Origin of the sequence: Marinococcus luteus, assembly GCF_900106595.1 — a bacterium.
Classification (GTDB): domain Bacteria; phylum Bacillota; class Bacilli; order Bacillales; family Marinococcaceae; genus Marinococcus; species Marinococcus luteus.
Window position 1 is genome coordinate 328,822 of sequence record NZ_FNNC01000002.1, and the last position, 17,978, is coordinate 346,799.

Sequence of the window (17,978 nt, forward strand, 5' to 3'; positions counted from 1 at the left end):
CTCATGACATTATTTACTGGAATTGATCACGTACAGCTTGCTGCACCGCCGGAGAGCGAAGAAAAGGCCCGCCATTTTTTTCACACCATTCTCGGTATGCCCGAGATACCAAAGCCCGAGGATTTGGCCAAACGCGGCGGTGTGTGGTTTGACTGCGGCGGTCTCGAGGTCCATATTGGCGTTGAAGAGCCGTTTTCCCCGGCCCGCAAGGCACACCCGGCGCTCCGCGTGCACAATCTCGAGCTTGCCAGAGAGCGCCTGCAGGAGTTTAACTGGCCCGTAAAGCCCGAACAGCCATTGAACGGCTCTCCCCGCTTTTATACGGAGGACCCGTTTGGCAACCGCATCGAACTGATTGAAAGATAGTAAGAAGCCCCCGGCACAGGTGCCGGGGGCTTCTGATATTTGTTTTACAGGCTGAGCATTTTCACCGAGTTCGGATGCAGCTCTTCCTTTAACTGCTCATACATCGTCGTTGCGCAGTCTTTTCCTTCTAAAATTAATTCCTCTTTCGCCTCACGGCCCTTATAGTTCTTTAATGAAATTTCATGGCCGTCCTGGTCCACTGCGATCAGCATATACTTTTGTTTCATGGATGCCCCCCCTTTTTTTCTCTTCCCTCTCTTTATTCAGCCGTTGTGTGTTTCATCTGCCCAGATATGCCTTCACTGTTACATTTCTGCTGCTGGTTTAGATTACTGGTTATTTGTTTAAGATTGAATGGGCTGTCAGAATCATTATTTTCCCGCATACCGCCCGGCGTAAACTCCCCCGCTTAATACTATCTGCTTACAACCCCTGGTTTTCTTTCACGCCGTTCCGGGTACATAGTCTTTAAGTAAATTAATATATACCGCTCTTATTTATGCTATTTATTATACGCCGAAGGAGTGAAATACGATGGATTACTCCATGTCGCGTCAGATTATTTACTGCTCGATCACGAAACAGAAGGTGCTCCATGAATTATCCTACGTTTATAAAGACGGCGTGTTTGACTCTGTTGCTACGTGCACCGGAGTGTCAGAGGCATGCACTGATTGTCCTCTGCTGGAGTTCAACCGTGCATACGAAGCAGCGCCCACGCCCCTGAAACAGCTCGTCAGCGGATAATATACTCGTTCATAAAAAATCTTCCCCCCACTTACGCGTGGTCAGGAAGATTTCTTTTGTTTATTTTTATAATAGCGCAGGGTTTTCTGGGTGTCATTCAAATCCCGCATCAGCCGGTAGGGCTTGCTTGCCATCCGGAACGGCAGCCGTACTACAAACGGCGTTCTGCTTTCCTTGTATTCCTCTGTTAAACGAGTGGGCTTGGTAGTCACGCGGTCATACACTTCGCTGTACCATTCTTTCATAATATCGCGGTTTAATGTCAGCTCCCGGCCGCACGTCCGGCATGCCATACTGTACACGTCCCCATTAATATATTCCACGTTGTGGGGCGTCTCTTCCTTACAATGAGCGCACTGTAAGTAAATGAGCTCTTTACGTTTTTTCATCGATTCAGCCCCTCCTTTACTTATTACTCTTTTATTATACCACGATTTGAAGACGGAAAAAGAAGCGGCCGCTAATTTCGGCAGCGCTTCCTTCTCATTTTATTTCCATTCGTGGTCCTGCATTTTCCGCAGACGCCAGATGGTGGATTCCATTGTCTGCTCCACGTCCTGATACGTAATGACTTCCCCTTTCTTTACAGCCCGGGTCATTTTCACATTTTTGTCTGCGAGGCCAATCGGAAGTGCTCCCTTGTCTTTTGCTTCCCCGGCTTCCATTACAGTGCCGTAAATGGTAAAGCCGCCAATCGAATCCAAATGCTCGTCCACTTCCAGGTCGCGCTTGGCCACGGCCACTGTTTCAGCAATATGGCCGGCGTCCGGAGCAATTGTCGCCTGGCCGTCCAGGTACGCCCGCGCCACGGAAAGCGGTGTTTCCAGGCTTGTTAGGTGATACGGCCGGTACAGTACGTAGTTTGGCCCGTCTCCCATTTTTAAATATTTCATTTCCGCGTTCACTTCTTCCATGTCAGAAGCAACGATGGCAAACACGCCCGGGGCAATACCGTTAATGTATTCCACCACGTGCTGTTTGTCGACTTTTCCTCCCTGCTCCCGCAGCTGGAAAAGCTCCGGCAGATCTGCGACCCCGGCTTCGAATCCGTTCATGCCCGACTTCTCCGGTACAAATCCGGTGGCATTCGCCACGGCATTCATCTCGACCATTGTTTTCGTGCCGTCCTGGAAGGAGGCAAGCATTTTTGGACTCGAGCCCTTCTCTTCAGCTTCCGCCGCTGCAGTGTCCGGGTTGGCTTCCACATTTAACGGATTGTTTTTGCCTTTACCAAGCGCCACTACCTCAAAGCCAATCGCATCGGCAAAATCGTACAGCTCCATAATCGCTCCCGGCTCATCCCCTGCCGACCCGGTGTACACGACGCCGCTCGCATCTGCCATCCGCTTCAGCAGCGGCCCGACGGTGACGTCCGCCTCTACGTTCAGCATGACGATATGCTTCCGGCTTAAAATGGCGTTCCAGGCAATTTCTGCTCCAATATTCGGCACCCCGGTCGCATCCACGACAACATCCACTTCGTCGAGAGCGCATACGAGCAGCGCCTTGGTGGATGCCACTACCTTATTCATACGGATAGCCTGCGAGGCTTCTTCTTTATTGTTAGTAGAAACAATATTTCCCCGCTCAATGCCGGCGTGCCCGTATGCATTGATGACGTTATCCTCATTTATGTCCGCGGTAATGACCACCCGCATGCCCTTCATATTTTCAATCTGCGCGATCATGCCGCGCCCCATCTGGCCAGCGCCGACAAGACCTACTTTAATGTAGCGGCCCTCTCTTTCTAGCGCCTGCAGCTTTCGGTTAATTCCTATCATTGCTCTCCACTCCTATCCAGCTTTATTTTTTACGAAATACGATGGTGCTTCCCACCTGTATCGCAGGCAGCGGTTTGGCTTCTATACAGACTGTTCCCGGAAGATCTGAATTTGTCTCTCCGTTAAATTGAAAGGTGGCATGCCCGAGATCCCGCAGCGTTTCATTAGCTTTACCTCCAACGAACGTCAGGGAAAATACTTCTCCGTCAATAATCAGCTCATCTCCGGCTTCCAGGTCTTCGTTTAACCCTTCGGCGTTATGAACAAAGCTGATGTCGTACAAATCCTTCGGTGCTGTTTCGTTGAATAAAATCATCATGCCGTCATCCATCAGCATCTGGGCATCCTCTCCAATGCCGACCACGGTGGCTGTAAATACTTCTGTTTTCATCTGCACGGTCACTCCTCCTAAGAAATACATGGCGGGCAGCACGTGCCCGCCGTTTTATTTTTATGAATACAGGCCAAAGCTGAAAAGATAAGCAATCACAACGGCAAGCGGTCCGGTAATAACCCTCGAAAAAAGGACGGCCGGCACGCCGACGGAAATGGTCTCCGGTTCCGCTTCCCCAAGCGTCAGGCCAACCGGCACGAAGTCTGCCCCCACCTGCGGGTTAATGGCGAAAAGTGCTGGAAGCGCCATTGCCGGCGGAATGTTTCCCATACCAATCTGGGTACCGATAAGCACCCCGACCACCTGGGCAATAACAGCGCCCGGACCGAGCAGCGGGGAAAGAATCGGAATCGCACATATAAAGGATAAAAGCAGCAGCCCGAAAATGTTGCTCGCGAGCGGAGATACAAAGTTTGCGATCAAATCCCCGATACCGGTGAAAGTGATAATCCCGATAATCGTACTGACAAAAGCCATAAATGGGAGAATGTTTCGGATGACTGTATCAATAGTTTCCCGCCCGGCCTGGAAGAATACGCTTACGATGTTGCCGACGGCACGGCCGATACGTTCGATAATATTTGCCTTTTTCGGTTCCGATCCCTTTGCTTTCATTTTCGCTTCGTCTTTAACCTGTTTGGCCACGTCCCGGTCCATCAGGGAGTTGTACGGGGAGGCTTTGTCCTCTGCTTCCGCTTCGGCCGCCGGCACCTCGTCCCTGCTGATCGCCTTCATGTCTCTTTCAGCTACACCCGAGACAAAATTCTCTTCGTTAATATACTGCGCAAGCGGCCCCGCCGGTGACGTGCCGTGGATATTGACCGTAAGCACTCCCATTTTTGGATAAACACCGCAGCGCGCGGTGCCACCGCAGTCAATAACTGCTGCGGCAATAGTTTCTTTATCATAGGAGGCCTTGAACCCATCCACCGCTTCGCCGCCTGTGAGTTCTGCCAAACGCTCGGCGACCGGATGAATGCCTCCGCCGGTTACTGACATAATGTATCTTTTCTGGTCATTTGGGTGAATGACGAGTGGGCCTCCCCAGCCGCCTCTCCCTTTTGTTACCTCTACCGGTTTATACTCAGCCATTGTTCTCCCCCCGCTTTTTCTTTTTAATTTTCATCTATGCGCTGGCGCTTTTTTCCGATGAATCGCCTTCTGTACTAGATGCCTGACGTCTGAGCATAATAGCAGTAATCCATTCTGTTACCATGCCGCGGATCAAAATAACGATCAGACCGACGATAAAGAAGCGGATAGCAAGCGGTCCTGCAGACAAGCCAAGCGTGGTAATGCCAGCCGATACTCCTGTGTAGACAAAGAGCTCAGCCGGGTTTGCGTGAGGAAACAATCCAGTAATCGGATGCACAAACGATACGGCGGAATCGTAAAAGGCTGGCTTCTGCCGCTCCGGAAGGAAACGTCCAAACGTGTAGCACATTGGATTGGTTAAGAAAAACACGGCCAAAACCGGAAACAGCGTATAACGGAGAAAGAAATATTTAGTGCTTTTCTGGGCCAGCGTGTAAATCCGTTCTTCTCCAATAAATTTAATCATGGCATTTACAGCAAGAATTAAACATATGAGCGTAGGGATAATACCTGTAACGAGTCCGACGAACGTTTCGCCGCCTGCCTCGAACATTCCGATAAAGCCTTCTGCGAGCGTTACTAAGAAATCCATTTGTTATCCCCCTTTTTGTTTTTTCGCTTCTGTTCTGCAAGAATCTGCTGGGCTGCCATCAGATGAGCCCGCTTCGGATGCTTCTTTTTCTGGGCAGTGCCTTCTGCTTCCCACTGCTTTTTTAATTCATGGATATTTTCTCCCATCAGCTCCGGAGCTTCTGCGAATTTGGCGAACACGGTCACTCCTCTCATCACCTTGGCATCGATCACCGTCCCTGCTTCATTGGTTACGAGCAGAATGACCGTGCCGATACCAAGCAGGCGTTTATCAATGCCTGTTCCAAGGTACCCCGAAGGACGTCTGCCCATTGAAGCAATCATGCCGTTATAGTATTTCATCTGACGGAAGGTCAGATAAAATTGGATCAGCCATATTACGACAAATGCAGCGATAAAATAACCCCACATATTCACCCCTCCTTTACATTTGTAACAACTTGTAACCTTTGTAACCATATTAAAGCGTTTTCACAAAACCGTCAATCTATTTTTCAGATATTTTAAAATTTATTTTTGCGAGGATTTTTCATAATAATTGTCAATTATTTCTTTTATTTTACATATGTTTTAAATTACACATTTGTTTATCTATATATTTAAAAAATATGCCTGGAGCTTCTTTTTTCATAAAAAAACGGCCCCCTTCAAAGGGAGCCGGCAAACGTTATTCGGTTAAGGCTTCTGCAATTTGATTATCCACGATCAGCACGTCCAGATAGCCGCCCTTCAGCGCGGCCTCGATGCCGAGCACCTTATGGGACCCCTGGGCTACGCCGACTACCTCAGGGATACTCTTGATCTCCTCGAGAGTCAGGCCGATGACCCGGTTGTTGATTGGGTGATCCACGCCGTGGCCGAGCGCATCGAAAAACTTGGAGCTGATGTCTCCGACTGCCCCGGCTTTTCGGAGCGTGACGATATCGTCTTCCTGAAGGTACCCCATCGTTTCCATTGTGGAATGCTGCAGCGGGTTGCCGAGGCCTACGAGGGCAAGCTCGACGTTCCGTCCTTCTTCAAGCACCTGGGCGATATCCCTGGACTGCACGAGCCGCTCCTTCAGGTCGTCGGTTTCGACCATCGCCGGAGCGTATAAATACGAACAGGATGCATTCATTTTCTGGGCAAAATGAAACGCCAGCTGATTGGAATGCAGATGCACGTATTTGTTCCCCATTCCCCCGATCAGCGGCGTAATATGAATATCTTTATGCTCGACATACGGATACTCTTCAATAAGCGAACGAAGCGTCGTTCCCCACGAAATGCCGATCCGCTTTACCTGCTCGGCTCTCTTCGCCACGTAGGAAGCGGCCGCTTTTCCGATCAGGCGTTTACCAAGGTCAGGCGTGAACCCTGTCGTCGAAACGACGACCGCTTCTTTCAGCCCGTACTTTTTTTCAAGCTTCTGCTCAAGATCAACAGTATGAACACTTTCATCTTTAATATATATTTCAACGATGCCTTCATCCCGGGCCCGCTGCAGCATTTTGGAGATGACCGGACGGGAAACGCCCTGTTTTTTGGCAATCTGTGCCTGAGTCCATCCATCAAAATGATACAGTTTCGCTACTTTTACGGTTTCTCTTTTTTCTTCCCAGTTGAGCATAATTCTTCCCTCTATTCCATAAGTTCATCTGATGCCAGTATATCACTCCCTGCCAAAAAACTATATACGCTTACATCGGTTTTTATTGATGGACCGGACGTCCAAAGAGAGCAGAGGCCCCTTCAAACAACGCCTCCGACAGCGACGGATGCGCGTGAATCTGGCTGCTCCATTCTTCGGTCGTGCCTTCCAGATGAATATAGGCGGCCGACTCTCCGATCATTTCCGTGACATGCGGCCCGGCCATCACAACGCCGAGAATTTCGCCGAACATTTCCCGGGAAATGATTTTAACAAAACCCAGGTGCTCTCCCATCGTCATTGCTTTCGCGTTGCCCCGCAGCGGCACGGTTTTTACTTTGATGTCGCTGTATGTTTCCCGGGCTTCCTGCTCGGAAAGGCCGACAGAGGCTATTTCCGGAAAGGTGTAAATGCAGCGCGGCACGAGTGATAGATCCATGGAAGGAGCAGCTCCGGCAGCGTGCTCTGCTGCAATAATGCCCTCAGCACTTGCCGCATGGGCGAGCTGCCATCCGCCGGCAATGTCTCCTGCAGCATAAATACCCGCCACCGACGTCTGCATCGAACCGTCCACCGCTACAAAACGGCCTTCCATGCGTAAATGAAGGTCTTCAGCAGCGGCGATGACAGGCGCGCGCCCGGTGGAAATAAGCAGCAGGTCTGTGGTGAGCTGCCGGCCGTTTCCAGATCCGTCCTGCACGTGGACGACCGCCTGCTCTCCCTGCTGTTTGACAGAAACAACCGAGGTGCCGGCAAGAATACTCACCCCTGCCTCTTCAAGCGCCTCAGTAAGCATTTTCGCAGCGTCTTCGTCCTCCTGGGGAATCAGGCGCCCAGCCGCTTCAACAACTGTCACCTGCACGCCGAGCGACTGGTACAAACAGGCATATTCAGTACCAATGAATCCTCCGCCGACGATCGTCATCGACGCCGGAAGTGAGCGGCGCTCATAGATGGTATCACTCGTATAATACTCAGTCTCTTCAAGTCCCGGGATAGGGGGAACAGCCGGCACGGAGCCGGAAGCAATGATCACAGCTCTGCCGGCCACTACTGTTTCCTGTCCGTCTTTACCAGTGACCGTGACCTGTTTGTTTGCATGTACTCTTCCCCGTCCCGACAACACCTGGATGCGCCCTTTTTTCATCAGCGACTGAACGCCCTGGCGAAGCTGCTGGATCACCTGATCCTTCCGCTCAAGCATCTCTTCGTAGCGCAGATGAAAGCCTTCAACCTGAATCCCATATTTTGAAGCATGTCGTACATAATTCACTGCTTCTGCGTTCTGGAGAAGCGTTTTAGACGGTATGCACCCGCGGTTCAAGCACGTGCCACCGAGTTCGCGATCCTCAACGAGGGCGGTGGACTGGCCGAGGCCTGAAGCCCGGAGAGCAGCCACATAGCCTGCCGGCCCGCCGCCGACGATCACCTGGTCAAACGTTTCCATCGGTCCACCTCTTTCTAGACAAACAGCTGGTACGGCTGTTCAAGCATTTGTTTGAAGTCTGTTAAAAATGCAGCCGCTGGAGCTCCGTCAATAATACGGTGATCAAAGGACAGGCTCACACCCATCATCCGGCGCACCACGATTTCTCCGTTTATTACTACCGGCTTCTCCTGCATGCGCCCAACACCGAGAATAGCCGCTTCCGGCTGGTTAATAATCGGAGTAAAGTGGTCGACTGCATACATTCCTAAATTACTAATCGTAAACGTGCTTCCTGAAAGCTCTTTGCCGGGAAGGCTCCCATTCCGGGCAGCGGCCGCTGTCTGCTTGGTTTCAGTGACTAATTCCGCGAGCCCTTTTGCTTCTGTATGACGGATAACCGGCACCAGAAGCCCCCGATCTGTAGCTACAGCAACTCCCATATGCACAGAAGACTGCTTTGTGACCCGGTTGTCTGCCATAGAGGCATGCACGTCCGGATGCTTTTTCAGCGCCCGGCTGCCCACAAATATCAACAGCTCCGTCACTGACAGCCGCTGGCCGGTCTGTTTTTCAATAACCGGAAGCAGCTGGGTTCGTAATTCCATGGCAGCTTCCATGTCAATTTCGGTATGAAGCGTCACGTGCGGCACTTCGCCCGCGCTCTGCTGCATGCGCTCTGCAACCACTTTACGGACGCCCTGGAGCGGTTCAGACTGAAGCTCTTTTTCCACCGGCGGGGAAGTGACATCTGCCCGTGTAATTTTGCCGTAGCTGCCGCTTCCTTTCACGGCAGACAGGTCTACGTTGTTTGCTTCCGCTTCTTTTTTCGCAAGCGGCGTACTGCGCGTCTGCTGCTTGTCTGCAGCAGCGTGAACATCAGCAGCGTGAATACGCCCTCGCGCTCCGCTCCCCTCTACCAGGGACAGCTCTACACCGCTATCACGCGAAAGTCTCCGTGCCGCCGGGGTGGCGCGCACGCCTCCATCTTTTTCAGTTCCCGCTGTCTGCTCTTCCGCTTTTGGAGCCGGTGTTTCCGGGACGCTTTCCGGCTCTGATTTGCTTTCGGCCCCCGGTCTTTCCTCCGGCACCTCTTCTCCCTCTTCTCCAATGTAGCCGACAATGCCGTTTACCGGCACTTCTTCGTCTTCATCGTAGTAGCGCTTCAGGAGGACGCCTTCTTCATATGCTTCTACTTCAATATTTATTTTATCGGTCATTACCTCAAGCAGCGGTTCTCCAACCTCTACCGGATCTCCCTCCTGCTTAAACCACTGCAGAAGGGTTCCGGTTTCCATCGTACTGCTTAATTTGGGCATAAATACTTCCTTAGCCATGCATGCCGCCCTCCCTTACCGGCGGTGGACGCTGTCGCGCGCCACCTGCATAATGTCATCCACCTGCGGAACCATTGCTCTTTCAAGTGCCGGATTGTACGGCACAGGAATCGGCAGCGCCCCGAGCCGGCGGACCGGAGCATCCAAATAATCAAAGGCTTCGCTTTCTGCAATCATGCTGGCGATTTCGCCGCCGTATCCGCCTCTTTTGACAGCTTCATGCACGACGATTACTTTTCCGGTTTTTTTAACGGAGTCCACGATCGTCTGCTCATCGAGTGGCACGAGCGTGCGCGGGTCGATCACTTCCACATCAATGCCTTCTTCTGCCAGCTTTTCTGCCGCTTCGAGCGCTTTATGCACCATCACAGCAGTCGCAACGATCGTTACATCTGTCCCTTCACGTTTCACGTCTGCCTCTCCCAGAGGAATCGTATACGCTGCCTCCGGTACATGCTCTTCAGTTTTGTACAATAATTTGTGTTCGTAAAAAATAACCGGATTCGGATCGGCAATCGCTGCCTTTAACAGCCCTTTCGCATCTGAAGCCGTAGACGGCTGCACTACCTTTAAGCCGGGAACGTGGGCTACCCAGGCTTCCAGACTCTGCGAATGCTGAGCCGCAGCACCGGTTCCCGAGCCTGAAGGCGTCCGCAGCACCATCGGCACATTGCCTTTGCCGCCGTACATATACCGAAGCTTAGCTGCCTGGTTGGCCAGCTGGTCCATCGCAATCGTAATAAAATCCGAAAACTGAAGCTCGACGACCGGCTTCATGCCTGTGAGCGCCGAGCCAATGGCAGCGCCTGTAATCGCCGCTTCGGAAATCGGGGTGTTGCGAATCCGCTCCGGGCCGAACTCTTCAATCATCCCCCGGGTAACCCCAAAGGCACCGCCGTATACCCCAATATCCTCCCCGAGAATGAAAACATCCTGGTCCTCCCGCATTTCCTGCGATAGCGCTTCACGGACGGCTTCAGCAAAGGTAATGCTGCGTGTAGTTTCCTTATTGTTTGAAGAATTTACTGCGCTCGACTGCATCGTCATGCACTCCTTTCTGTATTAAGCATATACATCCTCAAGCAGCGTATCCTTCGAAGGTTCGGGGCTCTGTTCCGCAAACTCCACTGACCGTTCGATACGGGCTTTCGTATCTTTTTTCACTGTTTCTGCTTCTTCCGCGGTAATGATGCCGCGCTCAATTAAGGCATCCTGGAAGAAACGGATCGGGTCTTTATCCTTCCATTCTTTTTCTTCTTCTCTCGTCCGGTATTTTTTCGCATCGCTTTTGGAATGGCCCTTCCACCGGTAAGTCTTCGCTTCTATAAGAACCGGACCGCTTCCGTTTCTTGTATACTCCACGGCTTCTTTCATAACCGTCATTACCTCCGGAAGGTTATTTCCGTCAACTACATGCCCCGGAATGCCGTAGCCCGCAGCACGGTCGGCAATATTTTCGATTTTCACCATATCCTTTACCGGCCCGGACATACCGTACTGATTGTTTTCACAGACAAAGATGACCGGAAGATCCCAAATAGCGGCCAGGTTCACTGCTTCGTGAAAACTGCCTTCATTTGCCGCTCCGTCCCCGAAGAAACAGACGGTAATATATCCTTCCTGGCGCATCTTCGACGTGAGTGCTGCTCCTACAGCTAAAGGGATGCCGCCTCCGACAATGCCATTCGCGCCCAGGTTTCCTTTTTCGACATCCGCAATATGCATGGATCCGCCTTTGCCCTTACAGTAGCCGGTTTCCCGGCCAAACAGCTCTGCCATCATCCGGTCCGGATCTGCACCCTTGGCAATGCAGTGCCCGTGGCCCCGGTGAGTACTCGTAATTTTGTCTTTATCTTCAAGCATCGCACATACGCCCACGGCCGAAGCTTCCTGTCCCACGCATAGGTGTGTCGTGCCGTGAATCATGCCTTTGGCGAAAAACTCATCCACTTTTTCATCGAACCAGCGGACGGTCCACATCTGCCCGAGCCAGTCGACCAGCTTTTCTTTCGGTTCTGCCCACATCCAGTCTGCCTGCGTCACAATAACGCCTCCCTTACATTTGTTCTATATTATAACCTTTGTAAACATAATAGCTTTATTTCATTCGTTCGTCAACTAAACATTTGTAAATTATCATTGATTTCAAGATATTGTTTCCGCTTTTATAAATGCAGCTGGTTTGTGCAATTTTATTTTTGAAAGACATTTGTTTACTGCAAATAAAAAAAAGAGACGCCGCTACGCCTCTTTTCCCTGCCGTTCTTTAATTTCTGCCTGGTGGCTGACGACGAGCTCCACCACCTGCCTGACGTGTTCATCATCAAGGGAATAGTACACCGTTCTTCCTTCCTTCCGGAACTTCGTCAGCCCCAGCTTATGCATGTACCGGAGATGATGGGACGCCGTTGCAATGGAGGAGTCGATGACTTCGGCGATACTATGTACGCTCAATTCCGGCGTCAGAGCCAGCGCCTGGGCGATCTGCATCCGCTTGCCGTCAGCGAGTCCCTTCAGCATGTCTGTCATAATATCAAGCGATCGTTCCTGAATCTGCTGCTGGATCCATCCTACACTTGCCTGCGTTTCCTCGTCTTCGTTTGGCATTTCTGTTCACCTGCCTGATCGTAATCATTCTTATTTCAATTGTACGCTTTCTTCATCTGCTTTCAACCGATCTGCTTTATTTTTTCATATACCGGCTGCGCGTTTCCTATGCTTTGACAGCCTGGTTCTTTTCTATAATGCAACGCATTACTTTAGGTTTATCCTTACATAGCGCTCCGGCAGCATTTCCAGTCTTTATATATGCTGAGGCTACCATGGAATAAATAAGAACCGCGCGCGGCTTCGCAGGAGAGACCATTGACTGATACGATCCCAGCTTCATTTGAAGAAGCCTATGAAAAATATACTCCGCTCGTCAAACGGATGATCACACGCCTCCGTATTTATCAGGAACAGGAGGAGTATATGCAGGCCGGATATGTAGGATTATGGAAGGCCTACTCTACCTTTTCTCCGGAAAAGGGAGCTTTTCCTGGATACGCGTTTATGCTTGTACGCGGGGAGATGCTGATGATGCTCCGCAAAGAAGTCCGGTTTTCCGAGCGGCACCAGCTGTTTGATGACCACCGGCCCTTTGAGCAGTCGTCGGAAATGGAGGACCGCTTTGAGCTTGAAGCTTATTTTCCCCTTCTTTCAGAACGGGAACGAACCTGGCTCACCGATTTTGCCGTCCATTCTCTTCCTATACGTGACATTGCCGCGAAGCATGGGGTAGCGGCTTCTACGGTCAAATCATGGCGGAAAACCGCGTTGCGTAAGCTGCGTGCATACGCTGGTGAAGAGCAGCTGGATTAATTCGTCTTATTCTTTACCACCGGCTCGGGTTTGTTGCTGTCCAGCTTTCTCCACCACCGGCTCGGGGTTACATTGCATCCTTTCAAAAATAAAAGAGCTATTTTTTCCAAGGCTGCAATGTACCTGTCGCCGGTGTTCAGGTGGAGAAAGCTTTTCTATCTATGATACAATTTATATGCTGTTACCAGTAGAGAAATAAATGGAACGATAAATACATAGGAGTGATGTTATTGTGGCTGAGTCATTGACCATTGAACGTACAAAATCTCCGAAAACGAAGCCGGATTTCTCTCAGCTCGCTTTCGGAAAAAACTTTACCGACCATATGTTTGTTGTGGATTACGTAGAGGGGGAGGGCTGGATCGATCCGAGAATCGTGCCATACCAGCCGCTTACCATGGACCCTTCCAGTCTTGTATTTCATTACGGCCAGGCTGTATTTGAAGGAATGAAGGCCTATTATTCCGACGGCAATATTATGCTGTTCCGCCCGGAAAAAAACTTCGAACGGTTGAACCAGTCCAACCGCCGGATGAGTATTCCCGAGATCGACGAGCAGTTATTGATAGATTCTTTAAAGGAACTCGTTTCGCTTGAACGTGACTGGATCCCCCGCGGAGAGGGGCAGTCGTTGTACATCCGCCCGTTTGTGATTGCGACGGAAGCAAGTCTCAGCGTAAAACCGTCCTCCTCTTATAAACTGCTGATTATTTTAACTCCTGTCGGCTCTTACTACGGTGGCGATGATGCCATGAATCCGGTCAGCATCTACGTGGAAAACGAATTCGTCCGCAGCGTCCGCGGCGGCGTCGGTTTTACTAAAACAGCCGGCAACTATGCAGCCAGCCTGAAGGCGCAGGAGCAGGCCGGAAGCGCCGGGTACGACCAGGTGCTGTGGCTAGACGGCGTAGAGCAGCGCTACATTGAAGAGGTCGGCAGCATGAATATTTTCTTTAAAATCAGCGGAAAAGTCGTAACTCCTGCACTGAATGGAAGTATTCTTGAAGGAATTACCCGCGACTCCGTCATTGAACTGCTGCATTACTGGGATATTCCCGTGGAGGAGCGCCGAATTGATATGGAAGAAATACGTACTGCGTATGAAGCAGGCACACTGGAGGAAATTTTCGGCACTGGTACAGCAGCGGTCATTTCTCCCGTAGGCGAGCTGCGCTGGGACGCCCAGACCTATAAAATCAATAACGCAGAAACCGGTCCTCTCGCCAAACAGCTTTACGATACGATTACCGGCATTCAGACCGGGGACAAGGAAGACGTGCTGCACTGGACCCGCACAGTATAAAATTAATAAACAACGGCTCTCCATCCCGGAGGGCCGTTTTGTTCTGAATGAAATTCTTTCGTTTTTCTTATTGTATGCTAGAATATACCTACGCATCATTTACAAGTGATACCCGCACGGAAAGAGGAGGAGGGATCGATTGAAACAATTAGCGCTTTCTTTACGCGATGGCCGTATGCTTAGCATCTCCATGTTCGGTGATCCGGACGGAACACCTGTCCTTTATGCACACGGAGTCGGAAGCTCCCGGCTTGAAGCCGCAATTGGAGAAGAAGCTGCAGCTTCCAGCTCTCTTCGTATTATTTCTGTTGACCGCCCCGGCTACGGTCTGTCCACTCCCGATCCTCATGGCACTTTTCTGCAGTTTTCCAAGGACATCGATGAGGTCATGAATCATTTTGAAATTCAGCGCTGTTCCTTAATCGGTGTCGGCTGCGGAGGTCCTTACGCAGCAACCAGTACCAGTCTTCTGAAAGGACGCATCAGCGAGCTCCATTTAGTTGGTTCTCTCGGGCCCACAGAGGATCCTGAATTGTTTCGTCTGCTCGATACCTCCTTAAAAGCACCACTGCAAACGATTCAGGAAGCACCGGAGCTTCTTCGCACCCGGTGGGAACAGATGAATATGGAGGATAAAATCTTTCAGACAGAATTCGAACAGCTTTCCAAAGAAGAACAGCAGTACGTGACTCCGTTTATCCTGGATAAATGGAGGTTTGCGGTCCAGGAATCCGCCCATTCTGCTGAAGGATTCCTTCGGGACCTCCAGACGCTGATGACGCCCTGGGCCTATCATTTGGAAAACATCGACACGCCGGCTTACATCTGGGCGGGAGAGGAAGACGAGATTATCCCCCTCCGGCACGCGGTCTACCTTGCCAACCATATCGCCCGGTCCACACTCGAAACGTTTCCCGGCATGGGCCATATCGCGACAGAGGTGCTCGGCATCAATACAGCTCTACAGCAGATCAGCAAGAACCGCGCCCTGTCATAAAACGAAGCCGCCCTGATAAAAGGACGGCTTCGTTTATTGTTTAGCGGATCGCTTTTAAAATAAAGCTTAGAATTACGACGAAAATAATCGCCCCGATCAGCGCCGGGAAAATCGCAATACTGCCGATGACCGGTCCCCAGGCACCAAAGATGGCCCCGCCGATCCACGCGCCGATAATACCTGCAATAATGTTACCCAGAATACCGCCTGGAATGTCTTTACCCAGTATTAAACCGGCAAGCCAGCCAATCAGACCGCCGACGATAAGCATAAAAAAACACAGATTGCAGGAACAAAACTGTGTTTAAACGGAATCAATGTAATTTTTAATCGTTCTCAGCATCTGATCATTTCCAGTCTGAAAAGGGGTCGGCTGAAATAATACCAGTTCCTCCATGGCCTGCTTAAGCGTTTTTTCTCCAGTCATCGAGATAACATGGCCTTTGCTTGTAAACGATTCGGTTAACTGAAGCTGATGATCATCGTTATGCTCCCCGTGCTTTTTCAGCCTTGGAACGACGATGGTTTTTTTATGGTATTTCAGGGCTGTAGTCACCGATCCGGTGCCTGCATGACTGATAACAAGCTCTGCTTCCTGAAATAGTTTTTCCATCTCTTCTGAAGGGATAAAACGGCGAATCGTCATATGTTCACTTTCGAATTTTGTGTTGCCATTCTGTACAATGACGTTGTCCTTAATGTACCCTTCCTTTATCAATGCTTCCACTTCATGCAGAAGGCGCTGAAAAGGAAGTTCGTGGGTGCCAAGCACTACTAGTATCAATAGATACTCCCTCCATTTACTGCTTTCGGATAGAATTTTTTCATCGATTCCCACTGGACAATAAACAAATCCGCAATAGGATACACTAACCGCCCCGCCAGATTCGGGGAATGTGATTTGGCAAAGCTTTCAATATAGATGACTTTTTTGCGGAATAGCTTCGCAATGTAACACATCGGCACCGCTGTGTGTACGCCTGTCGTAACCACTACATCCGGACGCAGCTTTAAAAACAAAAACAGCGATTTAACAATGTTGTAGGAAAACTTAAACAGGTACCTGAAGGGATAGTTTCTGGCTCCGTATACTAAAAAGGACATCGGGTACTTTTCTTTCATATCCACCGTTATATCTGTTTTTTCTGTAATCACATGATAATCGTATTCTGAAAACAGGGGTTCGAGCTGCAATAACTGGGTTAGATGACCACCGACAGACGAAATAAATACTACTTTTTTCATTTTATAGAATCCTTTTTATTAATATTTGTTTTTGCTGCGAAACGACAGGGTATTTTGCTGCGGCTCGGAATATTTCATGGTCAACGCCATTGCCACTGCCAGATAGATGGCCGCTGCCGGGTAATACAGAATATGACCTGCTATAATAGAAGCACTTATGCCGAGCCCCATACTGATCAGTCCGAAGAAAAAATAAATGTTCAGGGGAGCCATCTTATATTTAATCAAGTTTCGAATAATCACATACGCTGTTACAAATATCGGGAACGTTAAAATCAGCAGGCCGATAAATCCATAATCGAAAAACCAGTCAAACAAATCCATTTCAATAGGGGCCGCTTCTTCTTCATTAGGATAGTTCTGATACACGCCCATTCCCACGATTTTTTGAATAACCGGAGCTTCATTTAATTGATGAAAAGCCTCCGCCAAATGCTCTTCCCGTCCGCTGAGGATAGCGGAATGGTAAGGGATACTGTTAATGGTATTTAAAATTTCCTGGTTTGGTTCTTCTTCACTTGGTTCCTCCGTATTTTCAGCTGCATTCTCTTCACCGCCTGCATCTTCCGGCTGACCTTCCGCAGAAGCGCTTTCCTCTTCCTCTTCTGCCGGTTCCGGCTCTTCATTCATGCTTTCAGTGACAGCGAGACCGAGATTATTGCCTATCGGCATAGCCGGGGTAGCTACGGCAGTTACGATGAAAACGACAGCCAAAATCACGAAATTAAGATATTTTCGCTGAAATAACGTTATGATGGCGTATACGATTCCAAGTACAAGGCCTGCAATAAGGCCGACAAAAGCCACCTTGGTGCCAAGCGTCATCATCGCCCATATGATCAGCAGAGCACCCGCCATTATCGCCATTTTTTTCCATAATTTTTCTGTTTTCATTAACACGAGTACTACAAAGGGAAAGCCCATCGCAGTAATAGCGCTGATCTCATTGCCGGAGAAAAACCAGCCTGTGTGTCCCTCTTTTGCTAAAAATCCATATGCTCTTCGGCCTGTCCCGGTAATATCAGCCAGGAACACCACTACTCCTATAACGAGCATGTTGATTCCTAAAATGTACGGAATGATTTTTTTATGTAAACCTTCGTCTATTTGTTGATAAATAAACGTCAAATATGTGAAAACGATAATTGGAAAATAAATAGATTTTACGATATTTGTAACTTCAATTGAAAGAACATACGGATCTTTCACAAAATAATTGACGCCGAAATTAATCGCAAAGTACACAAATAACACAGGAATATAAATGAATAAAAGCTTTCTTATCCATCCTGTAGAAAAAAAGTATAAATAGACCAGCCCTGCGCCAATAAATAAGGCCCGGAGCTGGGAAACGAGCGGCGTATCGAAAAATATTAATAAATCTAAAACAGGCTGGACGAGTAAATAAGTTAAAAGAACAATCCTGGCAATATTCTCAAAACTAAGGCTTGCAGTTCTTTCCATCAAGTCGCATCCTCCTAAAAAGGATAGATAATATTATTGCAGCTGCACGTACTCTCACGACGAGAATACTATCATATATTATACCACTCCACTAGAGAGAAAAGTATCTAAACCGCCCTAATCATTACTCATTTTGTCTTCGGCTAATGCAAATCTTTACTTTTTTATTTCAAATAAGGTAAAAAAGATTAACACATAAAATGATTTCAATCATTTACATTAATTAGGTAGTTACGCTT

General features: G+C 49.4%; 22 protein-coding genes. 5 read left to right on the forward strand and 17 right to left on the reverse strand.

Going from position 1 to position 17,978, the window contains the following annotated elements:
- Positions 1 to 3 precede the first annotated feature (3 nt).
- Positions 4 to 366, forward strand: coding sequence for a VOC family protein (locus BLV22_RS06945; protein ID WP_091613064.1), 363 nt, complete (start codon positions 4 to 6; stop codon positions 364 to 366).
- A gap of 44 nt (positions 367 to 410) precedes the next feature.
- Here BLV22_RS06945 and BLV22_RS06950 read toward each other — a convergent pair whose 3' ends face one another.
- The gene (locus BLV22_RS06950; protein WP_091613066.1) at positions 411 to 593 is read right to left on the reverse strand and encodes a hypothetical protein; all 183 of its coding nucleotides are present in this window, start codon (positions 591 to 593) and stop codon (positions 411 to 413) included.
- Positions 594 to 900: 307 nt separating this feature from the next.
- Here BLV22_RS06950 and BLV22_RS06955 point away from each other — a divergent pair, with 307 nt between their 5' ends.
- Complete coding sequence (locus tag BLV22_RS06955) at positions 901 to 1,113, forward strand: hypothetical protein (RefSeq protein ID WP_091613069.1); 213 nt, start codon at positions 901 to 903, stop codon at positions 1,111 to 1,113.
- A 41-nt stretch (positions 1,114 to 1,154) separates the two neighbouring features.
- On the opposite strand, the gene BLV22_RS06960 is transcribed toward BLV22_RS06955, so the two are convergent.
- The 12 genes from BLV22_RS06960 to BLV22_RS07015 all read right to left on the reverse strand — a co-directional run bounded on the left by BLV22_RS06960 (position 1,155) and on the right by BLV22_RS07015 (position 11,974).
- A complete protein-coding gene (locus tag BLV22_RS06960; RefSeq protein ID WP_091613072.1) occupies positions 1,155 to 1,502 on the reverse strand; it encodes a hypothetical protein in 348 nt (115 codons plus the stop codon).
- A gap of 99 nt (positions 1,503 to 1,601) precedes the next feature.
- Complete coding sequence (locus BLV22_RS06965) at positions 1,602 to 2,894, reverse strand: NAD(P)H-dependent oxidoreductase (RefSeq protein WP_091613075.1); 1,293 nt, start codon at positions 2,892 to 2,894, stop codon at positions 1,602 to 1,604.
- A gap of 22 nt (positions 2,895 to 2,916) precedes the next feature.
- Positions 2,917 to 3,285: a PTS glucitol/sorbitol transporter subunit IIA gene (locus BLV22_RS06970; RefSeq protein WP_091613393.1), complete on the reverse strand. Its 369-nt coding sequence runs from the start codon at positions 3,283 to 3,285 to the stop codon at positions 2,917 to 2,919.
- Positions 3,286 to 3,345: 60 nt separating this feature from the next.
- A complete protein-coding gene (gene srlE, locus BLV22_RS06975) occupies positions 3,346 to 4,380 on the reverse strand; it encodes a PTS glucitol/sorbitol transporter subunit IIB (protein WP_091613077.1) in 1,035 nt (344 codons plus the stop codon).
- A 34-nt stretch (positions 4,381 to 4,414) separates the two neighbouring features.
- Positions 4,415 to 4,975 (reverse strand): PTS glucitol/sorbitol transporter subunit IIC, encoded by a 561-nt coding sequence (gene srlA / locus BLV22_RS06980; RefSeq protein ID WP_091613080.1) that lies wholly within the window; start codon positions 4,973 to 4,975, stop codon positions 4,415 to 4,417.
- Complete coding sequence (locus tag BLV22_RS06985) at positions 4,963 to 5,385, reverse strand: transcriptional regulator GutM (RefSeq protein WP_176967694.1); 423 nt, start codon at positions 5,383 to 5,385, stop codon at positions 4,963 to 4,965. The genes srlA and BLV22_RS06985 overlap by 13 nt, the downstream gene beginning before the upstream one ends.
- A 256-nt stretch (positions 5,386 to 5,641) precedes the next feature.
- Positions 5,642 to 6,583, reverse strand: a complete 942-nt coding sequence (locus tag BLV22_RS06990) for a sugar-binding transcriptional regulator (protein ID WP_091613085.1) — start codon at positions 6,581 to 6,583, stop codon at positions 5,642 to 5,644.
- 82 nt (positions 6,584 to 6,665) lie between these two features.
- A complete protein-coding gene (lpdA, locus tag BLV22_RS06995; RefSeq protein WP_091613087.1) occupies positions 6,666 to 8,051 on the reverse strand; it encodes a dihydrolipoyl dehydrogenase in 1,386 nt (461 codons plus the stop codon).
- A gap of 14 nt (positions 8,052 to 8,065) precedes the next feature.
- A complete protein-coding gene (locus tag BLV22_RS07000) occupies positions 8,066 to 9,367 on the reverse strand; it encodes a dihydrolipoamide acetyltransferase family protein (protein ID WP_091613090.1) in 1,302 nt (433 codons plus the stop codon).
- A gap of 15 nt (positions 9,368 to 9,382) precedes the next feature.
- Positions 9,383 to 10,408, reverse strand: coding sequence for an alpha-ketoacid dehydrogenase subunit beta (locus BLV22_RS07005; RefSeq protein ID WP_091613093.1), 1,026 nt, complete (start codon positions 10,406 to 10,408; stop codon positions 9,383 to 9,385).
- 21 nt (positions 10,409 to 10,429) lie between these two features.
- Positions 10,430 to 11,392 (reverse strand): thiamine pyrophosphate-dependent dehydrogenase E1 component subunit alpha, encoded by a 963-nt coding sequence (locus BLV22_RS07010; protein ID WP_091613395.1) that lies wholly within the window; start codon positions 11,390 to 11,392, stop codon positions 10,430 to 10,432.
- Between the two features lie 216 nt (positions 11,393 to 11,608).
- The gene (locus BLV22_RS07015) at positions 11,609 to 11,974 is read right to left on the reverse strand and encodes an ArsR/SmtB family transcription factor (RefSeq protein ID WP_091613096.1); all 366 of its coding nucleotides are present in this window, start codon (positions 11,972 to 11,974) and stop codon (positions 11,609 to 11,611) included.
- Positions 11,975 to 12,232: 258 nt separating this feature from the next.
- On the opposite strand from BLV22_RS07015, the gene BLV22_RS07020 reads away from it, so the two are divergent.
- The 3 genes from BLV22_RS07020 to BLV22_RS07030 all read left to right on the forward strand — a co-directional run bounded on the left by BLV22_RS07020 (position 12,233) and on the right by BLV22_RS07030 (position 15,030).
- Positions 12,233 to 12,730, forward strand: coding sequence for a sigma-70 family RNA polymerase sigma factor (locus BLV22_RS07020; protein WP_091613099.1), 498 nt, complete (start codon positions 12,233 to 12,235; stop codon positions 12,728 to 12,730).
- Between the two features lie 229 nt (positions 12,731 to 12,959).
- Positions 12,960 to 14,033, forward strand: a complete 1,074-nt coding sequence (locus BLV22_RS07025; protein WP_091613101.1) for a branched-chain amino acid aminotransferase — start codon at positions 12,960 to 12,962, stop codon at positions 14,031 to 14,033.
- Positions 14,034 to 14,172: 139 nt separating this feature from the next.
- On the forward strand, positions 14,173 to 15,030 hold the full coding sequence (locus BLV22_RS07030; RefSeq protein ID WP_091613104.1) for an alpha/beta fold hydrolase: 858 nt from the start codon (positions 14,173 to 14,175) through the stop codon (positions 15,028 to 15,030).
- 40 nt (positions 15,031 to 15,070) lie between these two features.
- Here BLV22_RS07030 and BLV22_RS07035 read toward each other — a convergent pair whose 3' ends face one another.
- Genes BLV22_RS07035 through BLV22_RS07050 form a run of 4 tightly spaced genes read right to left on the reverse strand, consistent with a single transcriptional unit; the run spans position 15,071 to position 17,739 of the window.
- Positions 15,071 to 15,301: a GlsB/YeaQ/YmgE family stress response membrane protein gene (locus tag BLV22_RS07035; RefSeq protein ID WP_425433794.1), complete on the reverse strand. Its 231-nt coding sequence runs from the start codon at positions 15,299 to 15,301 to the stop codon at positions 15,071 to 15,073.
- Positions 15,302 to 15,334: 33 nt separating this feature from the next.
- On the reverse strand, positions 15,335 to 15,814 hold the full coding sequence (pssE, locus tag BLV22_RS07040; RefSeq protein ID WP_091613109.1) for a PssE/Cps14G family polysaccharide biosynthesis glycosyltransferase: 480 nt from the start codon (positions 15,812 to 15,814) through the stop codon (positions 15,335 to 15,337).
- On the reverse strand, positions 15,811 to 16,275 hold the full coding sequence (gene pssD, locus BLV22_RS07045) for a PssD/Cps14F family polysaccharide biosynthesis glycosyltransferase (protein WP_091613112.1): 465 nt from the start codon (positions 16,273 to 16,275) through the stop codon (positions 15,811 to 15,813). Before pssD ends, pssE begins: the two co-directional genes overlap by 4 nt.
- A gap of 18 nt (positions 16,276 to 16,293) precedes the next feature.
- On the reverse strand, positions 16,294 to 17,739 hold the full coding sequence (locus BLV22_RS07050) for an O-antigen ligase family protein (RefSeq protein WP_091613116.1): 1,446 nt from the start codon (positions 17,737 to 17,739) through the stop codon (positions 16,294 to 16,296).
- Positions 17,740 to 17,978: the final 239 nt, after the last annotated feature.

Bases quoted from the DNA above. Each gene is read 5' to 3' on its own strand.
- BLV22_RS07050 (WP_091613116.1), bottom strand. From the start codon at position 17,739: ATGGAAAGAACTGCAAGCCTTAGTTTTGAGAATATTGCCAGGATTGTT.
- srlE (WP_091613077.1), bottom strand. From the start codon at position 4,380: ATGGCTGAGTATAAACCGGTAGAGGTAACAAAAGGGAGAGGCGGCTGG.
- BLV22_RS06985 (WP_176967694.1), bottom strand. From the start codon at position 5,385: ATGTGGGGTTATTTTATCGCTGCATTTGTCGTAATATGGCTGATCCAA.
- BLV22_RS06990 (WP_091613085.1), bottom strand. From the start codon at position 6,583: ATGCTCAACTGGGAAGAAAAAAGAGAAACCGTAAAAGTAGCGAAACTG.
- BLV22_RS07035 (WP_425433794.1), bottom strand. From the start codon at position 15,301: ATGCTTATCGTCGGCGGTCTGATTGGCTGGCTTGCCGGTTTAATACTG.
- BLV22_RS06945 (WP_091613064.1), top strand. From the start codon at position 4: ATGACATTATTTACTGGAATTGATCACGTACAGCTTGCTGCACCGCCG.
- BLV22_RS07015 (WP_091613096.1), bottom strand. From the start codon at position 11,974: ATGCCAAACGAAGACGAGGAAACGCAGGCAAGTGTAGGATGGATCCAG.
- BLV22_RS06960 (WP_091613072.1), bottom strand. From the start codon at position 1,502: ATGAAAAAACGTAAAGAGCTCATTTACTTACAGTGCGCTCATTGTAAG.
- pssD (WP_091613112.1), bottom strand. From the start codon at position 16,275: ATGAAAAAAGTAGTATTTATTTCGTCTGTCGGTGGTCATCTAACCCAG.
- BLV22_RS07000 (WP_091613090.1), bottom strand. From the start codon at position 9,367: ATGGCTAAGGAAGTATTTATGCCCAAATTAAGCAGTACGATGGAAACC.
- BLV22_RS07010 (WP_091613395.1), bottom strand. From the start codon at position 11,392: ATGTGGGCAGAACCGAAAGAAAAGCTGGTCGACTGGCTCGGGCAGATG.
- BLV22_RS06965 (WP_091613075.1), bottom strand. From the start codon at position 2,894: ATGATAGGAATTAACCGAAAGCTGCAGGCGCTAGAAAGAGAGGGCCGC.
- srlA (WP_091613080.1), bottom strand. From the start codon at position 4,975: ATGGATTTCTTAGTAACGCTCGCAGAAGGCTTTATCGGAATGTTCGAG.
- BLV22_RS06970 (WP_091613393.1), bottom strand. From the start codon at position 3,285: ATGAAAACAGAAGTATTTACAGCCACCGTGGTCGGCATTGGAGAGGAT.
- BLV22_RS06950 (WP_091613066.1), bottom strand. From the start codon at position 593: ATGAAACAAAAGTATATGCTGATCGCAGTGGACCAGGACGGCCATGAA.
- BLV22_RS07005 (WP_091613093.1), bottom strand. From the start codon at position 10,408: ATGCAGTCGAGCGCAGTAAATTCTTCAAACAATAAGGAAACTACACGC.
- lpdA (WP_091613087.1), bottom strand. From the start codon at position 8,051: ATGGAAACGTTTGACCAGGTGATCGTCGGCGGCGGGCCGGCAGGCTAT.
- BLV22_RS06955 (WP_091613069.1), top strand. From the start codon at position 901: ATGGATTACTCCATGTCGCGTCAGATTATTTACTGCTCGATCACGAAA.